Raw genomic sequence first — 18,885 nt, 5'->3', positions numbered from 1 at the left:
AAGACGAGCGTTGCCGCAATGAGTGGTACTCACTGAGTTATTGTGAAAACGGTATTCGGCAAAACGGGATGGTTAGCGGCGTCGTCGTTCAGCCAGCCATTCGGCGGCCTGGATTAGCAGGCCCTCCTGCCCTTTGGCGGCAACCAGCTGGAGCGCCACCGGACGCCCCTGAAGCTCACCCATCGGCAGGGTCAGCGCCGGGTGGCCGCTAAGGTTAAATGGGCGCACCAGCCGGGTCAGGTTCACCACGCTGAGCGGGTCCTTCGCCTCTTCCAGAGTCGGTGGCAGCTCCGGCAGGGTTGCCAGCGCGAGCAGCGGGGTTTTCGCCAGCTGAGCATCCGCCTGGGCGGTAAATCTCTGGCGGATGGCCTCTGCGGCGTGCAGGGCATCGGCATCAATGCTTTCCCCTGCGCGAATGCGGGCGGCCACGTCGGCGGAAATGCTTGCGTTGCGCAGTAACGGGCTAAACGCCTGCCAGTTTTCATGGCTGATGACCGTCAGCCCGGCGCGATGGGCATCGCCCAACAGGGGCAGTTCAACCTGCTGCGGACAGAGGCCCCGTTGCGCCAGGGCGTTTAACAGCAGGGTGTCAATTTCAAGGGTGGCTGTCAGGATAAAGCCGACGGCAGGCAGTGTTGCCAGCGGTGCATTCACCGGAAGGGCAAGACGGGCCAGCACCTGGCGCAGGACGTCGGTATGGCGGGCGAAGATGCCCACGCAGTCCAGCGAGCTGTGAGCGGGCATGACGCCTGCACGGCTCAGCGTGCCGTACGTCGGTTTTAAACCGAGGATCCCGCAGCAGGCGGCGGGCATCCGCACCGAGCCGCCGGTGTCGGTGCCGAGGGCGAAATCCACCTCGCCCGAGGCCACCACCGCAGCCGAGCCGCTGGAGGAGCCACCGGGGATCAGCTCAGGAAAATGGGGGTTCACCGGCGTGCCGCTCCAGGGGTTTATCCCGGTAACGCCAAACGCCAGTTCGTGCAGGGTGGTCTTTCCGGTCAGGATGCAGCCCTGCCCGAGTAGCGTTTTTACCACCCCCGCATGCTGTTCGGCAGGCGGGTTTGCGGCCAGGGCCGGGCAGCCTGCGCGGGTCGGGAAGCCTGCGATGTCGAGGGTGTCTTTAACCGCGAAGCAGAGGTCGCCCTCGCCCAGGGTAAATCGTTCTACATAACCATTGCTCTCAGTAACCGGCTGCATAATTCGCACCTTAACCAGAAAAAATGAATCATATTTGGGCGGGGCAGTCTTCGCTGCGATTCAACCCACGTGAACTCAGGTCAATCATGGAAGATTTAGATGAATATTCAAGTAATATTTCACGTTAATTTTACGTAAAAATAACATGGAAACATTTTTATAACACTTGTGGAAATGGGGGGTATGGTGATGATAAATAACAATAAAGCGGGCGTGGAAATGAAAATAAAGCCGCGCTGAAGATCGGCGCGGCTCTAAATTAACCTGTTGTTTTACATTGCATTATCTGGAATTTTTAAGGCTGTCACAAAACCGCAATTCTCTCTGCGGCACCCTCAAAGCTCGTTAAGGTTATCCAGTACCTTTGCCAGGGAGAGGTTCATTTTTTCCATCTGGGCGGCGGTCATGCCCTTGAAACCCTTCTCGAAAACCTTGCTGACAAGACGGTGCGCTTCGGCCACTTTTTCACGTCCGGCATCGGTCAGCATCACCTCGGTTACCCTCGCATCCTGTACGCTACTGGCGGTGGTCACCAGGCCGTCATCACGCAGACGACCGACAATTTTGGTGACGGTGGGCATTTTGGCCATCGCATATTCAGAGATTTGCGAGATGCTGGCTTTACCGTACTGCCCGGTAATCATCAGCACCCGAAAGCGGGAAACATCGAGCTGCGCCTTTTTTAGCGTAATTTCCATAACTTGCGTATAGCGCGCATAGACATTAACGATCCAGTAGAACGGGAACTCTTCGCGGTGAAACGTGGCCCCGCTGTCTGACGATGTAGTGGTTTGACTCATGAAATGACGTTCCAGAAGTGATGCAATGATCGCAATTATACCCGCTATTGCCCGCCCGCTATAGCCTCTTCACACCCGGCAAGGGCTTCTCTTATTACCTGCGCGCCACGAAAGCCGATCGATATCGCATTATGATTCAAAAACGCTACGTGATTAACAAATGCGTATCATTTTTTAAACATAACATTGACGTCCATATGTGCGCTTTCCTATACGTTAGCGCACGTGTTGACGTTGGGTGGGCTGAGGTAATGCCCTGGCATAACACGTCCTGGGTTGTTATTACCGATTAACGCATTGTGGAGCATTTCATGAACGACAGTCCATCGATGGAACAGACACGCACTGACGTGCTGGCTCCTCCTGCGCCTGCAGACGTCACGCTCGACCCGCGTCAGCAGCGGGTGATCAAAAAGTTATTCCGCAGGCTGATCACGTTTTTATTCATTCTGTTCGTCTTCTCGTATCTGGATCGGATCAACATCGGCTTTGCCGGGTTGACGATGGGCAAAGATCTGGGCCTCACCAGCACCATGTTTGGTCTGGCCACGACCCTGTTTTACGTGATGTATGTTATCTGCGGGATCCCCAGCAATATGATGCTCAGCAGGGTGGGTGCCCGTCGCTGGATCGCCATCCTGATGGTGGTGTGGGGGATTGCGTCTACCGCCACCATGTTCGCCACCGGCCCTAACAGCCTGTATGTGCTGCGCATGCTGGTGGGGATCGCCGAAGCGGGCTTCCTGCCGGGCCTGCTGCTCTATTTAACCTTCTGGTTCCCGGCGCACTACCGCGCCCGCGCCAACGCCCTGTTTATGATTGCGATGCCGGTCACGATGGCGCTGGGTTCCGTGGCCTCGGGGTATATTCTTAACCTCGATGGCGTGATGAATCTGAAGGGCTGGCAGTGGCTGTTCCTGCTGGAAGGCTTCCCGTCAGTGATCCTCGGCCTGGTGGTGTGGTTCTGGCTGGACGACAGCCCGGATAAAGCCCGCTGGCTGACCAGCGACGACAAGGCCTGTCTGAAGGAGATGCTGGAGGCGGATCGCCTCAACGCCCTGAGCACCAAACAGCGAGAGCAGGCCGCGCTGGCACCGAAGCAAGGCAGCCTGATGCGGGAACTCTTTACCCCAACCATCATGCTCTACACCCTCGCCTACTTCTGCCTGACCAACACCCTGAGCGCCCTCAGCGTCTGGACGCCGTTGATCCTGCGCAGCATCAGCCAGGAGAGCAGTAACGTCACCATCGGGATCCTGAGCGCCATCCCACAAGTTTGTACCATTGTGGCGATGATCTGGTGGAGTAAGCGTTCCGACAAGCGTAACGAGCGTAAAGTCCACACCCTGCTGCCGTATCTGTTTGCCGCCGCAGGCTGGATCCTGACCGCCACTAGCGGCGATCCGATGCTGCAGTTCATGGGGATCGTCATGGCCTCGTCAGGTGCCTTTGCCGCCATGGTGATCTTCTGGACCACACCGGACCGCGCTATTTCACTCCGCGCCCGTGCGCTGGGTATCGCGGTGATTAACGCCACCGGGATGACCGGTGCCGCGCTGGGGCCGCTGCTGATGGGGATGATGAAAGACCTCACCGGCAACTTCAACGCCGGGATCTTTATGGTGGCCGGGTTCCTGGTGCTGGGCGCGTTCGTTATTTCACTCATTCCGATGAAAAAAACCGCGCAACAGGCCTGATGATTTACACCGTCCTCTCCTCTGAGAGAGGACGGTGTTCAGCGTTGCATTACTCTGCCGCTACCGGCTTCACCTTTACTCCGGCAAACACCATCACCATCGCTGCCAGCAGCAGCACGCCGCTGGCGGTAAATACCCCGCTGGCGCCGTTGAGATCAAAGACCGCCCCGCCCCCTGCCGCACCGGCGCTTATCGCCAGCTGGATCGAAGCGACCATCAGGCCGCCTGCGCTTTCGGCCTCGTCCGTCACTGTCGTCGCCAGCCAGGTGGACCAGCCCACCGGCACCAGACCGAAGGCAAAGCCCCACAGGCTCACCAGCAGGCCGTCAACCAGCGCCAGATGACCGAAGGTCACCATCAGCAAGGCGAGGATCCCCATCGCAAACGGCACCAGCGCCAGCGTAAGACGCAGGTTGCGCGCCAGCAGATGCCCGGCAATGGAGGTCCCGACGAAGTTCGCCACGCCAAAGCCCAGCAGGATCAGCGAAATGGTTTCAACGCTGGCCTGTCCTACCGTCTCAAGGAACGGACGCAGATAGGTAAAGAAGGCGAAATGACCGCTGAAGATAAGAATGGTCGCCAGCAGGCCGCCAATCATTCCCGGACGACGCAGCACCCGCAGCAGGGTGCTCAGGTTGCCGCTGTTCTCCGGGCGCATGGACGGCAGTACCCACAGCTGCCACAGCAGCGCCAGCGCGCTGGGCACCACGCAGAGGATAAAGACGTTGCGCCAGCCGATCAGGCTGCCGAGATAGCTCCCCAGCGGCGCGGCCACCACGGTGGCAATCGAGACGCCTGAGAAGATGATCGCCAGCGCCTTCGGCACATCGCTGGCGGGAACCAGCCGCATCGCGGTAGCGGTGGACATCGCCCAGAAGCCGCCAATGGCCACGCCCAGCAGCAAGCGCCCCATCAGCAGGACATGCAGGGACGGCGCGAAGGCGACCATCAGGCTGGAGATGATTTGCAGCACCGAAAAAAACATCAGCACCCAGCGGCGGTCGATGCTTTTGGTGGCAGAGGTGACCAGCAGGCCGGTGACCAGCGCCACCAGTGCGGTAGCGGTCACCGATTGCCCGGCTACGCCCTCGCTGACGCCGAGGCTGGCCGCCATCGGCGTGAGCAGGCTGGCAGGCAGGAACTCGGCGATGATCAGGCCAAAGACACCCAGCCCCAGCGACCAGACCGCACGCCAGGCGGGTCTGGCCGGTGCGCTGGCCTCGTTTGCGACGATGGATGAATGCATCTGTTACTCTCCGGTTATAAAAATGTGATGTATGTCGCAAAGCATAGGGAGTTCACCACGGACGATCTATGACATATAATCTCCACTTATTGATTATTCGTCCGGGAAGAGAGAAATGACGATTAAGTCGCCTGATCTGATCAGTGAACTGCTGCGCGGAATGCGTCTGTCAGGAGTGAAATACCGTCGGATAGAGGCCAGCACGCCCTTCGGTGTGGCCTTCGGCGCGGCCCCGGGGAAAGCCCAGTTTCACTTTATCAGCCGCGGTCCGGCGGTATTGCGGATGCACAGCGGGGCGCGTTTCGCGCTGAACAGCGGCGATGCGGTGTTTATCCCCAACGGCGATGCACACGCCCTGCTCTCAGGGGATGATGCGGCGGTAACGCCAGTCTCGGCATTTCCCAGCGAGGCGATCTGCAACAGCGTATGCGATATCCATTGCGAGCCGTGCCCGGACAGTGAAAACGTGGTGATATTCAGCGGGTGTATGGATTTCGATCTCGGGGGGATGCAGCCGCTGATTAAAGCGATGCCGGAGGTAATGATGGTGAGTCGCCTGATGACCACCTGGCCGGAGATCCATCCCCTGCTGGAGGCGATGGAGCGCGAGTCGATGGCCCGTCAGGTGGGGTTTGCCGGGATCCTCGCCCGTCTGGCAGACGTCGTGGCAGCGCTGATTGTCCGCGGCTGGGTCGAGGCTGGATGTGGAAAAGCCACCGGCTGGATCCAGGTGCTGCACGATCCGCGCCTCAGTCGGGCGATCTACGCCATGCACCAGCAACCGGGGGTCAACTGGAGCGTGGCGACGCTGGCCAAGGAGGCAGGCACCTCCCGGTCGGTGTTTGCCGAGCGTTTTCTTTCGGCGACCGGTACCACCCCGGCGAAATACCTGACCGAGCTGCGGATGCGGCTGGCTATCCAGTATATCGGCCAGGAGAACCAGGCGATTGAGACCGTGGCCTTACGTCTGGGGTACGGATCGTTGGCGGCCTTCAGCCGGGCATTTAAGCGTATTGTCGGCCAGTCGCCAGGAGCGTTACGCGAAACCAGTCAGACCCCAGAGGCGATTTGACCGGTTCACTTCAGAGATTACAGCCAGCTCTGCTGCGACATTTTCCCTTCGCTGCGCTCCTCGCGGGGCAGCTCAATGGCCAGCGTGGAGAGGTGTCTGGACCAGAGATCGGCCACCCACTTCACGCCGCGAGCGGTAAAGCGCGCCTGAGACCAGGTGTGCTGGTTTTCGCCCACGCCGCTGTGCAGCGTAAAATAGCCCGCGTCGATATGGTGTTGCGGCGGAACCAGATTGCCGCCGACGCGTTGCATGATATTGCGCTCCAGCAGGAACTCGCGGAACTGCGGCTCTTTAGCCTTGAGCATTTTACAGAGCTGACGAAAACCCATTGACTCCTTGACCCTGACGAACTGGTCAAAAAACGCCGCCTTTGGCGCCCAAAGGGCAAGCTGCTCCTCGGCACGATGGCATTTTTCATACTGCTCGGCCCAGGCGCGTGCCGCCGCCGCCGGATTAGTGAAGTCCGGGATATTGGCGTTTCGTTCACGCTCCTGCCAGCGATCCAGCATGGCCGCCGTAAAGCCCGGGGAGATGCGCGAAACGGTCAGCAGGGAGTCTCGTTTGTTCAGCAAAAACTCCTGCCGCGTTTCACCTTCGCGCTCGTACAGACTGGCCGTTACCGGCTGCGAAAGACGCTGCGCTGTTTCCAGACTCGTCACCATGCGCTTCACCTCGGCATGGGTAATGCCGGTCAGCCTGGCGATTTCACGGCTGCTGATGGTGGCAAGCTGATCATGGGACTGGAAATTTTCAACAGGAATTACCATAGGTTTCACCCCTCACTCATACATTATTCGGGTAATTTGCTCTAATAGTATACAAATACCTGTTCAAATATCCAGTATAATTTTTAAGCGTCTTCTTCGCAAAGCAGGCCACGCCTAAGTTCCGGTATTCAGTCCGGTTTTGGCTGCGCCGCCAGGCTCTCAAGTTCCCGCGCATCATGGCTACAGAAAAAAGTGATGTCATGATCGTGGGCGCAGGAAAGCTCGCGCAGCCGCTGCTGGTTCCGCCGCCTGGCCTCATTGTCCATCGCCATCATCCACTGATAAAAGCGCAGTCCGGGGGTACAGTGGCGCTGCGGCTGGCGCATCTCATCCCGGTAAAACCAGGCGTCGCCGCCGTGCAGTAGCCACCCCTGGGGCTGGCTGATGGCAATCCCCGCGTGGCCCGGTGTGTGCCCGGCAAGCGGCACCAGTAAAATCTCCGGCGGCAGCCCGCGTAGTGCCGTCACCGCGTCGAAGCCGAACCAGCGCTCGCCCTGAGCCTGATAGCCCTCCCAGCCGGAGATGCCGCCCCACTGCCCCGGGCGATAGCGCTCCCGCTGCAGCCAGCTGTGGCGCTGTTGCGCCGTGTCGATCTCCTGCTGCATGAGGTGAATGCGAGCGTGGGGGAAATCCGTCAGCCCGCCCGCATGATCGAAATCCAGGTGCGTCAGAATGATGTGACGGACGTCAGCCACGCTAAAACCCAGCGCCTCGACCCGGGCGCGTGCCGTGAGCGACTCGCGGCGCTGGATGTTATTCAGCACCCGGAAAAAGCCCGGCAGCCGGGATGGCTCGCGCACGTCGCCCAGTCCGAAGCCGGTATCCACCAGCACCAGCCCGTCGCGATCGGTTTCAATCAACAGGCAGTGGCAGACCAGGTGCGCATGCAGCCCCTTGCTAAAACCGTCGTAAAATGCGCCGCCCAGCGGGCACATACACCCGCAGTTAAGGTGATGAATCTTCATATCGCCTCCTCATCAACGTGATGGCGCCTGCTGGCTCTGCTCAGACGTGCCAAAATGCGTGGTGTCGCCATGGCCGTGCTCACCGCTCCCCTGCACGCGCTTAAGCTGAATGACCTCGCCGCGCTCCCAGGCGTTAGCACCGCTTGCCACCGGGCGAGCCACGATATCGGCGCGCTGGCGTTTAATCTCCTGGGTGTCTATCCCGAGACGCCGGTCGCGATCCGCCAGCAGCGCCGGGTCGAGTTGTCCTTCCCCGGTAAAGCCCATCATCAGGGCCGGGATGCCGAGCGGCAGGGTTTTGTCGCGATCCGTATGCCAGGTGTGCCAGGTTTTGCCGTAGGTGTTGACGATTTTGCTCATCAGCGCCTTGTCAGCCACCGCAGGCAGGCCGGGGGCCACAAGGCTGCCCGATTTCACTTCATACTGGTGGCTGTGCCAGAGCTTTTTCTCCTCCGGCGGCAGGGTATTAAACAGGCGTTCACTGATGATGTACTCGACGCCCATCAGCCGGGCATCTTTGGTATTGCCGTCATAGATGACCGCCTGCATGACGTCCTCATTGAGCACCGTCACGTAGTGATGGGCCTCCATCTGCCCGTTTTTATCCCCGCTGTAAAAATGAAAGCCGTCCAGATAGGCGCTGATCGCCTCCACCGGCGGGCGGGACTGGATAACCTGGGCGCCCGTTTCCAGAGTACGCATTTTGGCGGAGGTGCTTTCACCGGGGATGGGTGCCTGCGGCGGAGAGTTGTTCGCCCCGCAGCCGACCAGTAAAACCAGGGCTGGAATAGTCAGAGGTAATGATTTCATTGGCACTCCCTTTTATCTCATTAAGTTATGAAGGTAGTGCAGGTGTGGAAAGCCAGCCAGGCCGTAAAGGCACTCTGGCTGGCATTCGGTCAAAATAATAGTTAACGCCGACGCGTCTAACGTAGCGGCTATTCCCTCTCTGCGTATGGAGACAGGAAAATTTAAATGTCAGCGGCGTAAGAAATAAAACGGTGCAGGCAGGAACGTGAATAACCGGAAAATAGTCTGCACGGCATGCGGTCACTGCCTAATACTTGCAGGGTGATATTTAACAGCGGCCAACACCCTGCCGGGAATAGCGTCGCCTTCAGCATCATAAAGTTAAAAACAGTGGAGACACACCAATGCAGGTTGCGAAAAAAAACTTGCCGTCACGCACCGCATGCCGGTTTGTTTTTTAGTTCTACCCTCTCGATGGCCGACATGCCCTGCCCCTCGCCGTTACCCTTCGCACGGCGAATGTAGAGTGCCGCGCTATTGGCCATTACCACAGGGCGCGGCGCAATTATTTTTCATACTATGAAATTATTATTTTTACTTAATGTAAGCCCTACGGTGAGTGGATATTCTTCCGCAAAACCCAGCAAGGCGATTATATATTTACGCGCAATTTTAAGGTCTTCTCAGACGCAACGGTAATTAATCTGTATTTACGCAAAATGATACATCCAACACGCGAACTGTCTGAGATTCGTCTAAGGTTTTCAGGTGATTGATGACAACGGCCACGCTGTTCAGCCTATATAAGGAGAATAACCATGATCAAACCTCAACGGCACGCAACCCTGCGGCTGGCGATTGGCGGTATCCTGCTTGGCATCACCGCCGTGAGCTATGCGGACGACTCATCCGGCAGCATGAAACAACCTCCTGACATCCTGTTTGGCCCCCTGTTTAATGATGTGCAAACCGCGAAACTCTTCCCTGACCAGAAAACCTTTGCCGATGCGGTGCCGAAAAACGATCCCCAGACGATCCTCGCTGATTACCACATGCAGCGAAAACAGTCCGGCTTCGACCTGCGTCATTTTGTCGACGTGAACTTTACCCTGCCAGCCGAAAAGGAAAAATACGTTCCGCCTGCCGGGCAGAGCCTGCGCGCGCATATCGACGGCCTGTGGCCGGTGCTGACGCGCACCACCTCCAGCGCCGGGAAGTGGGATTCGCTGCTGCCGCTGCCTAAACCTTACGTGGTGCCGGGGGGACGTTTCCGGGAGATCTATTACTGGGACAGCTACTTCACCATGCTGGGTCTGGCGGAGAGTGGACACTGGGATAAGGTCGCCAGCATGGTCGATAACTTTGCCTATGAGCTGGACAGCTGGGGCCATATTCCCAACGGGAACCGCAGCTACTATCTGAGCCGCTCCCAGCCGCCGTTCTTCTCCCTGATGGTGGAACTGCTGGCGACGCACGACAGCCAGGCGCTGAAAAAATACCGTCCTCAGATGGAAAAAGAGTACGCCTACTGGATGGAAGGGGTGGATGCCCTCCAGCCGGGTCAGTCCAGCCAGCGGGTAGTCAAGCTGGACGATGGTGCCGTGCTTAACCGCTACTGGGACAATCGCGATACGCCACGCCCGGAATCCTGGCTGGATGACATCAACACCGCGAAAAAATACCCCAGCCGCCCGGCGACCGAGATCTACCGCGATCTGCGCTCCGCTGCCGCCTCTGGCTGGGACTTTAGCTCCCGCTGGATGGACGATCCGCAGCAACTGGGGACGATCCGCACTACCAGCATCGTGCCGGTGGATTTGAACGCCCTGATGTTCAAGATGGAAAAACTGCTGGCGAAGGCCAGTCAGGATGGCGGCGATAGCGCTGCCGCCAGCCGCTACGAGGGTCTGGCGTCCGATCGCCAGAAGGCGATGGAGCGCTATCTGTGGAATGAAAAAGAGGGCTGGTATGCGGATTACGATCTGAAAACCAAACAGGTGCGTAATCAGCTGACCGCTGCGGCGCTGTTCCCGCTCTATGTGAAGGCGGCTTCCCAGGAGCGGGCAGATAAAACGGCTGCGGCGGCCGAGGCCCAGTTGATCAAAGCCGGGGGGATTTCCACGACGACAGTGAATAGCGGCCAGCAGTGGGATGCGCCAAACGGCTGGGCACCGTTGCAGTGGGTGGCCACCGAAGGCTTGCAGAACTACGGGCATAAAAAAGTGGCGATGGACGTCACCTGGCGCTTCCTCACCAACGTACAGCATACCTACGATCGTGAGCAGAAGCTGGTGGAGAAATATGATGTTTCCACTACCGGCACGGGTGGCGGCGGTGGCGAATATCCGCTGCAGGACGGCTTTGGCTGGACTAACGGCGTGACGCTGAAGATGCTGGATATGGTTTGTCCGCAGGCTAACCCTTGCGACAAGCTGCCAGCCACACAGCCTGCGGCGAATGATGAGCCAGCGACCACAGCCCCAGCGGCTACCGGTAATCAACCGGCGGCGAATAGCGCGCCAACCACAACTGACCAACCGGCGGCAACAACGCCATCGACCACAAGCGATCAGCCTTCGGTAACGACGCCTCCGGCCACAACCGATCAACCGTCGTCAACAACGTCGCCATCGATCACGACCGATCAACCATCGTCAACAACGTCGCCATCGACCACGACCGATCAACCGTCGTCAACAACGTCGCCAACGACAACCGATCAGCCGTCGTCAAACACGCCACCGGCCACGAGCAATCAGCCGTCAGTCACCACGCCACCGGCGACCAGCGGCAACGCCAGCTCACAGCCAGCTGCGAATGATGATTCGGCAGAAACGCAGAAAAGTGTCGGGCAGTAAGGCGAGGTGATGCGTAGGCCGGGTAAGGCATAGCCGCTACCCGGCATTATTACGGGGGACACCAAAAAAAACGGCTCTTAGTTAAGAGCCGTTTTACGTAGGTCAGGCGCGTCGTACCATTCTGTAGATAAGCAGCACGAGAATAGCGCCCACCACGGCGACCAGGAAACTTTGCAGGTTAAACCCGGATACAGTGCCGCCGATGCCAAACATCGTTGCCAGCCAGCCGCCGACAACCGCACCTACGACCCCAAGGATACAGGTCACAATAAAACCACCACCATCCCGTCCCGGCATGATGAATTTTGCGATAACACCAGCAATCAGACCAAATATAATCCAGGCGATAATACCCATAGTGATGCCCTCTTGCAGAGTTAAGCTTGCGCAGAACACCCGCCCGCGCAGGTCAATTAAGTATAGGCAATAGCCAGAAAACCATTTTGAGTACACTGACTTAATTACGGCTCTGACGAAAAAATATTTCCTGGTTTGTATTAAGTTCCGCGGACAAGTGCCGATAACGCATCCACAGATTGTCATCTATCAAGGAGCCCTGGGGCGTGAGTAATTACAGTGAGCAGTTCCTGAAAACTAATCCGCTGGCTGTACTAGGGGTATTACGCGATCTACAAAAACAAGACACGCCGGTGCGCATCAGTTGGGGGAACAACCAGTTCATCAGCAAAATTCTGGATGCAACGCCGGAGCGACTGGTGATGGATTTAGGCAGTCAGGAGTACGAGAACCGCTCGGTACTGCGCGCAGGCATCATTACCGTAGCCGCCGACACCCAAGGGGCGAAAGTGGAGTTCGACCTGCCGCAACTGGAACAGGGAACCTGGCAAGGGCTGCCCGCCTTTATCACCTCGCTGCCCGCATCGGTGTGGTGTATTCAGCGACGGGAGTTTTTCCGTATCAATGCCCCGCTGCATCCGGCCTACTTCTGCAAAGCTAAAATGCCGGACAAAAGCGTGCTTCGTTTCCGTCTGCACGATCTCTCCCTCGGCGGCATGGGCGCCTTAATGGACAGTGCGAAGCCAGACGCGCTGGTCGAGGGGATGCGTTTCTCGCAGATCGAACTGGATATGGGCGGCTGGGGTCGCTTCTTCTTTGATGCGCAGCTGATCACGGTGAGCGAACGTAAGGTGGTGGACAGCAAAAACGAAACCATTACCACGCCGCGTCTGAGCTTCCGTTTTCTCAATGTCGGGCCAGGCCCGGAGCGTGAACTGCAGCGAATTATCTACTCGCTGGAGCGTGAAGCGCGGGAGCGCGCCAACAAGGTGCGTTAAACGCGACCGGGCAGCGCGTGGCTGCCCGATAACGGATTACATGGCGTCCATCGCCTTCTGGACTTTCCAGATGTAGCGCGGTGCCTGCGGGGCCGGGTGATTGTTGACGACGTGATCAAAGAACTCGTCTTTGTCCATATCGTTAATCTCGGCAATCGCCTTTTTGCGATCGGAGGAGAAGGTGCGTAGCAGCGCGCCTGCCCCGTTAACGTAGGAGACCACCAGCGCATACTGCATCACCTCTGGATCTTCAATTCCCTTCAGGATCCCATGCTCCAGAATGCTCAGGTAGGCGGTGCCCATCGAGATATTGCGCTCCGGGTTCTTCAGCTCACTGGTGGACGGCTGGCCGCTCCAGCCCATATGCCGGTAGACCTCCCGTCCCGCGGTGGAAGCTTTCAGCTGCATCAGGCCCACCGCGTTCGATTTACTGACCAGATTCGGATTCCCACCCGACTCCACCGCAATGATGGCGGTCACCAGACGCGGGCTGACGCCCCAGGCTTCACCGGCTTTTTCGCTGATCGGCATCCACTGCATCGCCCGTTTCACCGGGACTTCCGGGTTCCATTCCGGTTTCTGGTAATCCTGCTTCGAACTGCATCCAGCAAGCAACACAATCAAAAAAGCAAACCATCTTAATTTCACGTCATCTGTCCTTATGGTCATTCATCGCTATTACCCTATCCTCCGCTTGATGAAGGATGCGCTCAGGCGGCATGATATATACATTTAGATTTATAAGTCAGCAAGGAAATGCCATGTCTCAGGTTCATCTCATCGCACCATCAGGTTACTGCATTAATCAGGAAGCGGCCCAACGGGGCGTTGCACGTTTACTGGACGACGGGCATCAGGTGCAAAATCAGACAATTATACCCCGCCGCCAGCAGCGATTTGCCGGAACCGAGACGCAGCGACTGAACGACATCAACGCCCTTACCCGCCTGGAAGGTGCCAACCAGATTGTCCTGGCGGTGCGCGGCGGATACGGTGCCAGCCGCCTGCTGGAGCAGATCGACTGGCAGGGGCTGGCCGAACGCCAGCAGCAGGACCCGCTGCTGATTTGTGGCCATAGCGACTTCACGGTTATCCAGCTCGGCCTGCTGGCGTTACATAACGTCATCACCTTTAGCGGCCCGATGCTGGCGGGTAATTTCGGCGCGCCCGAGCTGAATGCCTTTACCCTGGAGCATTTCTGGCGCGCGCTGCAAAACAGCACCTATTCCGTTGAGTGGCAGGGGGACGGCCCGGCGTGTGAACGCACAGGCCAGCTGTGGGGCGGCAATCTGGCGATGGTTGTGTCGTTGATCGGCACCCCCTGGCTGCCCGCCATTGAGAACGGCATTCTGGTGCTGGAAGACATCAATGAGCACCCGTTCCGCGTTGAACGCATGCTGTTGCAACTGCACCATGCGGGCATTCTTGACCGCCAGCAGGCGATCGTGCTCGGCAGTTTTAGCGGGGCGACCGCCAATGATTACGATGCCGGATACGATCTGGCGACTATGATCGATTACCTGCGCTCCAGGGTATCAGTGCCGATTATCAGTGGACTCGATTTTGGCCATGAACAAAAGACCGTCACCCTGCCGCTCGGCGCGCAGGCTTCGCTTGTTCACGCCGCAGGTAAGACCTGTTTAACCCTGAGCGGGCATCCGGTGATGAAAGCATAAAAAAAGCCGCTTAAGCGCCGGATTAGCGCGTTATAAGCGGCATTAATATGTTAGGGTTTTAATAACAGTCATCGCGTCACGCAGGGAGTACGCACACATTGGATGCCGCAGCAATAATCAGTCTTTTTATCCTGGGTTCAGTTCTTGTAACCTGTAGTATTTTATTGAGTTCGTTTTCTTCCCGTCTCGGCATCCCCATTCTGGTCATTTTCCTCGCCATCGGCATGCTGGCGGGCGTTGATGGCGTCGGAGGCATTCCCTTCGACAACTACCCGTTTGCTTACATGATCAGTAACCTCGCGCTGGCGGTGATCCTGCTGGACGGCGGGATGCGTACCCAGGCCAGCTCGTTTCGCGTGGCGCTGGGCCCGGCCCTGTCGCTGTCAACGGTCGGGGTACTGATCACCTCCGGTCTGACCGGGATGATGGCCGCGTGGCTGTTTCATCTGGATATCATGGAAGGGCTGCTGATTGGCGCCATTGTCGGCTCGACCGATGCGGCGGCGGTCTTCTCGCTGCTGGGCGGCAAAGGACTGAACGAGCGTGTCGGCTCCACGCTTGAGATCGAATCCGGCAGTAACGACCCGATGGCCGTGTTTCTTACCATTACCCTGATTGAGATGATTCAGCAGCATGAGACCAGCCTGAGCTGGATGTTTGCCTGGCACATCATTCAGCAGTTTGGCCTGGGGATCATCATTGGCCTGGCTGGCGGTTATCTGCTGCAACAGATGATCAACCGCATCGCGTTACCGGGCGGGCTTTACCCGCTGCTGGCGCTGAGCGGCGGGATTTTGATTTTCGCCCTCACCACAGCAATGGACGGCAGCGGCATTCTGGCGGTCTACCTGTGCGGCTTCCTGCTGGGGAATCGCCCGATCCGCAACCGTTATGCCATTCTGCAAAACTTCGATGGCCTCGCCTGGCTGGCGCAGATCGGTATGTTCCTGGTGCTGGGGCTGCTGGTTACGCCGTCGGACCTGCTGCCGATTGCTGTTCCGGCCCTGCTGCTGTCGATATGGATGATCTTCTTTGCCCGTCCGCTGTCGGTGTTTGTCGGGCTGCTACCGTTCAAGGGATTTAACCTGCGCGAGCGGGTGTTTATCAGTTGGGTTGGCCTGCGCGGCGCGGTGCCGATCATCCTGGCGGTCTTCCCGATGATGGCCGGGCTGGACAATGCCCGTTTGTTCTTTAACGTGGCCTTCTTCGTGGTACTGGTGTCGCTGCTGTTCCAGGGTACGTCCCTGTCGTGGGCAGCGAAAAAAGCCAGGGTCGTCATTCCCCCGGTGGGTTGGCCGGTCTCCCGCGTAGGGCTGGACCTCCACCCGGAAAATCCGTGGGAGCAGTTCGTCTATCAACTCAGCGCCGACAAGTGGTGCGTGGGTGCCTCGCTGCGGGATCTGCATATGCCCGCCGAAACGCGCATTGCTGCCCTGTTCCGCGATAACGCCCTGCTGCACCCAACCGGGAGCACCCGGCTGCGTGAAGGGGATATTCTCTGCGTGATTGGCCGCGAGCATGACCTCCCTGCCCTCGGCAAGCTGTTCAGCCAGTCGCCGCCGGTGGCGCTGGATCAGCGCTTCTTTGGTGATTTTATTCTCGAAGCCAGCGCCAAATTTGCCGACGTGGCGTTGATCTACGGCCTGGAGGAAGGGCTGGAGTATCGCGATAACCAGCAGACGCTCGGCGAGATCGTCCAGAAGCTGCTGGGTGCCGCGCCGGTAGTGGGTGACCAGGTGGAATTTGCCGGGATGATCTGGACGGTGGCAGAGAAAGAAGATAACACGGTGCGCAAAGTGGGCGTACGCGTGGCGGAGGATGCCGAGGAGTAGCTTTTTTCCCCTCTCCCAAGGGAGAGGGGAAAACCCTTCAGAGCGTAACGACCGGCACCCTCGGGGCTAATGCGGTTAACAACTCGTAGCCGATGGTACCCGCCGCGGCAGCAACATCGTCTACTTTCACTTCATTCCCCCACAGCTCAACCGGCGTACCGATCCCCGCGTGCGGGCATGGCGTAAGGTCGATGGCCAGCATATCCATTGATACCGTGCCGACCGTGCCGGTACGTACGCCGTCTACCCATACTGGCGTGCCGGACGGGGCAATGCGTGGATAGCCGTCGGCATACCCCCCGGCGACAATACCGATCCGCTGCTCGCCCGAGGCGCGATAGCGGCTGCCGTAGCCCACGGTATCCCCCGCTTTCAGGGTCTGAACGCCAATGATTTCACTGCGCAGGGTCATCACCGGCTTCAGGCCGCTGTTGGCGATATCCTGCCACTGCCCGGACGGTGACGCGCCGTAAAGAATGATCCCCGGCCGTACCCAGTCGAAATGCGCTTCCGGGTGCCAGAGGGTCGCCGCCGAGTTAGAGAGCGAACGCGGGCAGTCCAGCCCTTCCGCCGCCTGCTCAATATGCCTCATCGGCTCAACAATGCCTTCCGGCTTTTCCGCATCGGCAAAATGGGCCATCAGCGTCATGCCGCCGACGTTCTTCAGCGCCCGCAGCTGCTGCCAGACGCTGTGAACCCGATCCGGCTGAAAACCGAGACGGTTCATGCCGCTGTTCACTTTCAGGTAGATATCGAGCGGGGCGTGCAGCTTCGCATTCTGCAACGCCTTAACCTGCCAGTTGCTGTGCACGCTGGTGGTCAGACGGTATTTATCAAACAGCGGCAGTTCATCGCTGTTGAAAAAGCCTTCGAGCATCAGGATCGGCCCTTTCCAGCCGCGCTCGCGCAGCAGGATCGCCTCTTCCAGATTGAGCATCGCAAAGCCATCGGCCGCGCTTAACGCGCTCCAGATGCGATCCAGACCGTGGCCATAAGCATTGGCTTTGACCACCGCCCAGACTCGTGAAGCGGGCGCGGCGCGCCGGACAATGTGCAGGTTATCCTTCAGGGCCTGAAGATCCAGCTGAGCCACAACAGGACGGGACATGACGACTCCTTGTTAGTTATGCGCGCCGTGTAAATGCTGTGGACGTGACGGAGTGAACCCCGGACGGTAGCGCGCGACGCTTAAATCATCAAACGGAATAGCGGGTGTGCGCCCGGAGATCAAATCACTGAGTAACTGCCCTGAACCGCAGGCCATCGTCCAGCCCAGCGTACCGTGCCCGGTGTTGAGCCACAGGTTCTTGAAGGGCGTGCGACCCACAACAGGGGTGCCGTCCGGGGTCATCGGGCGCAGCCCGGTCCAGAAGGTCGCCTGTTCGATAAAGCCGCCCCGCGGGAACAGGTCGCCAACGACCATCTCCAGCGTTTCCCGACGCGGTTGCAGTAACTCGGTGTTAAAGCCGACGATTTCCGCCATTCCTCCCACGCGGATCCGGTTGTCAAAACGGGTGATCGCGATTTTGTATGTTTCATCAAGAATAGTTGAAACCGGCGCCCCCCTGTCCTCTTTCACCGGGATAGTCAGCGAATATCCCTTCAGCGGGTAGACCGGAATATCCACAATGCCCTTCAGCATGGCGGTAGAGTAAGAGCCAAAGGCCATTACGTAGGCGTCGGCTTTCACCACCTCGTCGCCGCACAGCACGCCGTAAATATTGTCCCCTTCGTACAGAAGCTTATCCACGGAGGTGTTATAGCGGAATTTGACCCCTGCCTGCTCGGCCATCAGCGCCAGATTCTGGGTAAATAGCTGGCAGTCGCCGGTTTCGTCATTCGGCAGACGCAGACCGCCGGTCAGCTTGTGTGCCACCTCAGCCAGCGCCGGTTCAACCTGCGCCAGCTGGCTGGCTTCCAGCAGCTGATACGGTACTCCGGCATCCTCAAGGACGGCGATATCGCGGGTGGCGTTTTCATACTGCTGGGCGGTACGGAACAGTTGCAGGGTGCCCCCCTGGCGGCCCTCATACTGAATACCGGTCGTGGCACGCAGCGCTTTCAGGCAGTCGCGGCTGTACTCCGCCAGGCGTACCATCCGCCCTTTGTTTTCCATGTAGTGCGAGGTGTCGCAGTTGCGCAGCATCTGCCACATCCACTTGAGCTGGAATTGCGTGCCGTCGAGACTGATCGCCAGCGGTGCATGGCGCTGGAACATCCATTTAATCGCCTTCAGCGGCACACCCGGCGCCGCCCAGGGTGCCGCGTAACCCGGAGAAATTTGCCCGGCATTAGCGGCGCTGGTCTCCAGTGCCGGACCCGGCTCACGATCGATCACAGTTACATCGTGCCCGGCCTGACTCAGGTACCAGGCGCTGGTTACGCCAACGACGCCACTTCCCAGTATGACAACACGCATAGCCACTCCATTTATAAGCAAAAGAACAATCTTCTGATTACATATTGATAACCCAGCCGAAAATATTATTCAACATAGGCCTTTTTTATGGTGACACATCTCACACCTTCCCCTGCTGACGCGGGTAGCGCGGTTTTGGCATCTCCTGCTGCGCGGCATTTTTAACCAGCATATTGTGCTGCCGGACACCCCTTTTCTGTCACAGGAAAAACGGGAAATCGCAAAGAAAAAAATAGCGTGCCAGCACGCTTTTGAATGGCGTGTTCTATGCTTGAAAAGAGGTTCTCCAGACAGAGAGAGCTACCAACAAT

14 protein-coding genes and 2 pseudogenes are annotated in these 18,885 nt (G+C 58.3%); 6 read left to right on the top strand and 10 right to left on the bottom strand.

All coding sequences use genetic code 11. From position 1 onward, the window contains the following. Positions 1–72: 72 nt before the first annotated feature. Both C3F35_RS21220 and C3F35_RS21215 read right to left on the bottom strand, forming a co-directional pair. A complete protein-coding gene (locus tag C3F35_RS21220; RefSeq protein WP_103792056.1) occupies positions 73–1,197 on the bottom strand; it encodes an amidase in 1,125 nt (374 codons plus the stop codon). A 335-nt stretch (positions 1,198–1,532) separates the two neighbouring features. Continuing rightward, entirely contained in the window at positions 1,533–1,997 is a 465-nt protein-coding gene (locus C3F35_RS21215; protein WP_032611424.1) for a MarR family winged helix-turn-helix transcriptional regulator, read from the bottom strand. Positions 1,998–2,308: 311 nt separating this feature from the next. On the opposite strand from C3F35_RS21215, the gene hpaX reads away from it, so the two are divergent. Beyond that, complete coding sequence (hpaX, locus tag C3F35_RS21210; protein WP_103792057.1) at positions 2,309–3,694, top strand: 4-hydroxyphenylacetate permease; 1,386 nt, start codon at positions 2,309–2,311, stop codon at positions 3,692–3,694. A gap of 49 nt (positions 3,695–3,743) precedes the next feature. Here the strand turns inward: hpaX and C3F35_RS21205 are convergent, their stop codons facing one another. Further along, the gene (locus tag C3F35_RS21205; protein ID WP_103792058.1) at positions 3,744–4,940 is read right to left on the bottom strand and encodes an MFS transporter; all 1,197 of its coding nucleotides are present in this window, start codon (positions 4,938–4,940) and stop codon (positions 3,744–3,746) included. Positions 4,941–5,055: 115 nt separating this feature from the next. Between C3F35_RS21205 and C3F35_RS21200 the strand changes: the two genes are divergently transcribed. Then, on the top strand, positions 5,056–6,012 hold the full coding sequence (locus C3F35_RS21200; RefSeq protein WP_103792059.1) for an AraC family transcriptional regulator: 957 nt from the start codon (positions 5,056–5,058) through the stop codon (positions 6,010–6,012). A 17-nt stretch (positions 6,013–6,029) separates the two neighbouring features. On the opposite strand, the gene C3F35_RS21195 is transcribed toward C3F35_RS21200, so the two are convergent. From C3F35_RS21195 to C3F35_RS21185, 3 genes are all read right to left on the bottom strand, one after another. Further along, positions 6,030–6,779: a phage antirepressor KilAC domain-containing protein gene (locus C3F35_RS21195; protein WP_032611432.1), complete on the bottom strand. Its 750-nt coding sequence runs from the start codon at positions 6,777–6,779 to the stop codon at positions 6,030–6,032. Positions 6,780–6,907: 128 nt separating this feature from the next. Beyond that, positions 6,908–7,744, bottom strand: coding sequence for an MBL fold metallo-hydrolase (locus C3F35_RS21190; protein ID WP_103792060.1), 837 nt, complete (start codon positions 7,742–7,744; stop codon positions 6,908–6,910). A gap of 12 nt (positions 7,745–7,756) precedes the next feature. After that, positions 7,757–8,554: an OBAP family protein gene (locus tag C3F35_RS21185; RefSeq protein WP_032611435.1), complete on the bottom strand. Its 798-nt coding sequence runs from the start codon at positions 8,552–8,554 to the stop codon at positions 7,757–7,759. Between the two features lie 758 nt (positions 8,555–9,312). Here C3F35_RS21185 and treA point away from each other — a divergent pair. Next, positions 9,313–10,983: pseudogene (gene treA / locus C3F35_RS21180) on the top strand (alpha,alpha-trehalase TreA); the annotation flags it as partial. Between the two features lie 471 nt (positions 10,984–11,454). On the opposite strand, the gene C3F35_RS21175 reads toward treA, so the two are convergent. Next, on the bottom strand, positions 11,455–11,709 hold the full coding sequence (locus C3F35_RS21175; RefSeq protein WP_032611437.1) for a GlsB/YeaQ/YmgE family stress response membrane protein: 255 nt from the start codon (positions 11,707–11,709) through the stop codon (positions 11,455–11,457). Positions 11,710–11,915: 206 nt separating this feature from the next. Between C3F35_RS21175 and ycgR the strand changes: the two genes are divergently transcribed. After that, a complete protein-coding gene (gene ycgR, locus C3F35_RS21170; RefSeq protein WP_032611439.1) occupies positions 11,916–12,647 on the top strand; it encodes a flagellar brake protein YcgR in 732 nt (243 codons plus the stop codon). Between the two features lie 36 nt (positions 12,648–12,683). On the opposite strand, the gene emtA is transcribed toward ycgR, so the two are convergent. Next, entirely contained in the window at positions 12,684–13,295 is a 612-nt protein-coding gene (gene emtA, locus C3F35_RS21165; protein WP_032611441.1) for a membrane-bound lytic murein transglycosylase EmtA, read from the bottom strand. 113 nt (positions 13,296–13,408) lie between these two features. On the opposite strand from emtA, the gene ldcA reads away from it, so the two are divergent. After that, the gene (ldcA, locus tag C3F35_RS21160; protein ID WP_059307662.1) at positions 13,409–14,323 is read left to right on the top strand and encodes a muramoyltetrapeptide carboxypeptidase; all 915 of its coding nucleotides are present in this window, start codon (positions 13,409–13,411) and stop codon (positions 14,321–14,323) included. 98 nt (positions 14,324–14,421) lie between these two features. Then, positions 14,422–16,089, top strand: a pseudogene (locus C3F35_RS21155) (potassium/proton antiporter); the annotation flags it as partial. Positions 16,090–16,192: 103 nt separating this feature from the next. Here C3F35_RS21155 and dadX read toward each other — a convergent pair. Both dadX and C3F35_RS21145 read right to left on the bottom strand, forming a co-directional pair. Continuing rightward, positions 16,193–17,263, bottom strand: coding sequence for a catabolic alanine racemase DadX (gene dadX / locus C3F35_RS21150; protein WP_032611448.1), 1,071 nt, complete (start codon positions 17,261–17,263; stop codon positions 16,193–16,195). 12 nt (positions 17,264–17,275) lie between these two features. Then, the gene (locus tag C3F35_RS21145; protein ID WP_032611450.1) at positions 17,276–18,574 is read right to left on the bottom strand and encodes a D-amino acid dehydrogenase; all 1,299 of its coding nucleotides are present in this window, start codon (positions 18,572–18,574) and stop codon (positions 17,276–17,278) included. Positions 18,575–18,885 lie beyond the last annotated feature (311 nt).

Source organism: Leclercia sp. LSNIH3 (assembly GCF_002935105.1).
Lineage (GTDB): Bacteria > Pseudomonadota > Gammaproteobacteria > Enterobacterales > Enterobacteriaceae > Enterobacter > Enterobacter adecarboxylatus.
The sequence above is the reverse complement of the archived record's forward strand: the minus strand, read 5'-3'. Positions and strand labels throughout refer to the sequence as shown.

What these genes read in the sequence shown, in the direction of transcription:
- C3F35_RS21220 (WP_103792056.1), bottom strand. Translation starts at nt 1,197, where the DNA reads ATGCAGCCGGTTACTGAGAGCAATGGTTATGTAGAACGATTTACCCTG.
- C3F35_RS21215 (WP_032611424.1), bottom strand. Translation starts at nt 1,997, where the DNA reads ATGAGTCAAACCACTACATCGTCAGACAGCGGGGCCACGTTTCACCGC.
- hpaX (WP_103792057.1), top strand. Translation starts at nt 2,309, where the DNA reads ATGAACGACAGTCCATCGATGGAACAGACACGCACTGACGTGCTGGCT.
- C3F35_RS21205 (WP_103792058.1), bottom strand. Translation starts at nt 4,940, where the DNA reads ATGCATTCATCCATCGTCGCAAACGAGGCCAGCGCACCGGCCAGACCC.
- C3F35_RS21200 (WP_103792059.1), top strand. Translation starts at nt 5,056, where the DNA reads ATGACGATTAAGTCGCCTGATCTGATCAGTGAACTGCTGCGCGGAATG.
- C3F35_RS21195 (WP_032611432.1), bottom strand. Translation starts at nt 6,779, where the DNA reads ATGGTAATTCCTGTTGAAAATTTCCAGTCCCATGATCAGCTTGCCACC.
- C3F35_RS21190 (WP_103792060.1), bottom strand. Translation starts at nt 7,744, where the DNA reads ATGAAGATTCATCACCTTAACTGCGGGTGTATGTGCCCGCTGGGCGGC.
- C3F35_RS21185 (WP_032611435.1), bottom strand. Translation starts at nt 8,554, where the DNA reads ATGAAATCATTACCTCTGACTATTCCAGCCCTGGTTTTACTGGTCGGC.
- C3F35_RS21175 (WP_032611437.1), bottom strand. Translation starts at nt 11,709, where the DNA reads ATGGGTATTATCGCCTGGATTATATTTGGTCTGATTGCTGGTGTTATC.
- ldcA (WP_059307662.1), top strand. Translation starts at nt 13,409, where the DNA reads ATGTCTCAGGTTCATCTCATCGCACCATCAGGTTACTGCATTAATCAG.
- dadX (WP_032611448.1), bottom strand. Translation starts at nt 17,263, where the DNA reads ATGTCCCGTCCTGTTGTGGCTCAGCTGGATCTTCAGGCCCTGAAGGAT.
- C3F35_RS21145 (WP_032611450.1), bottom strand. Translation starts at nt 18,574, where the DNA reads ATGCGTGTTGTCATACTGGGAAGTGGCGTCGTTGGCGTAACCAGCGCC.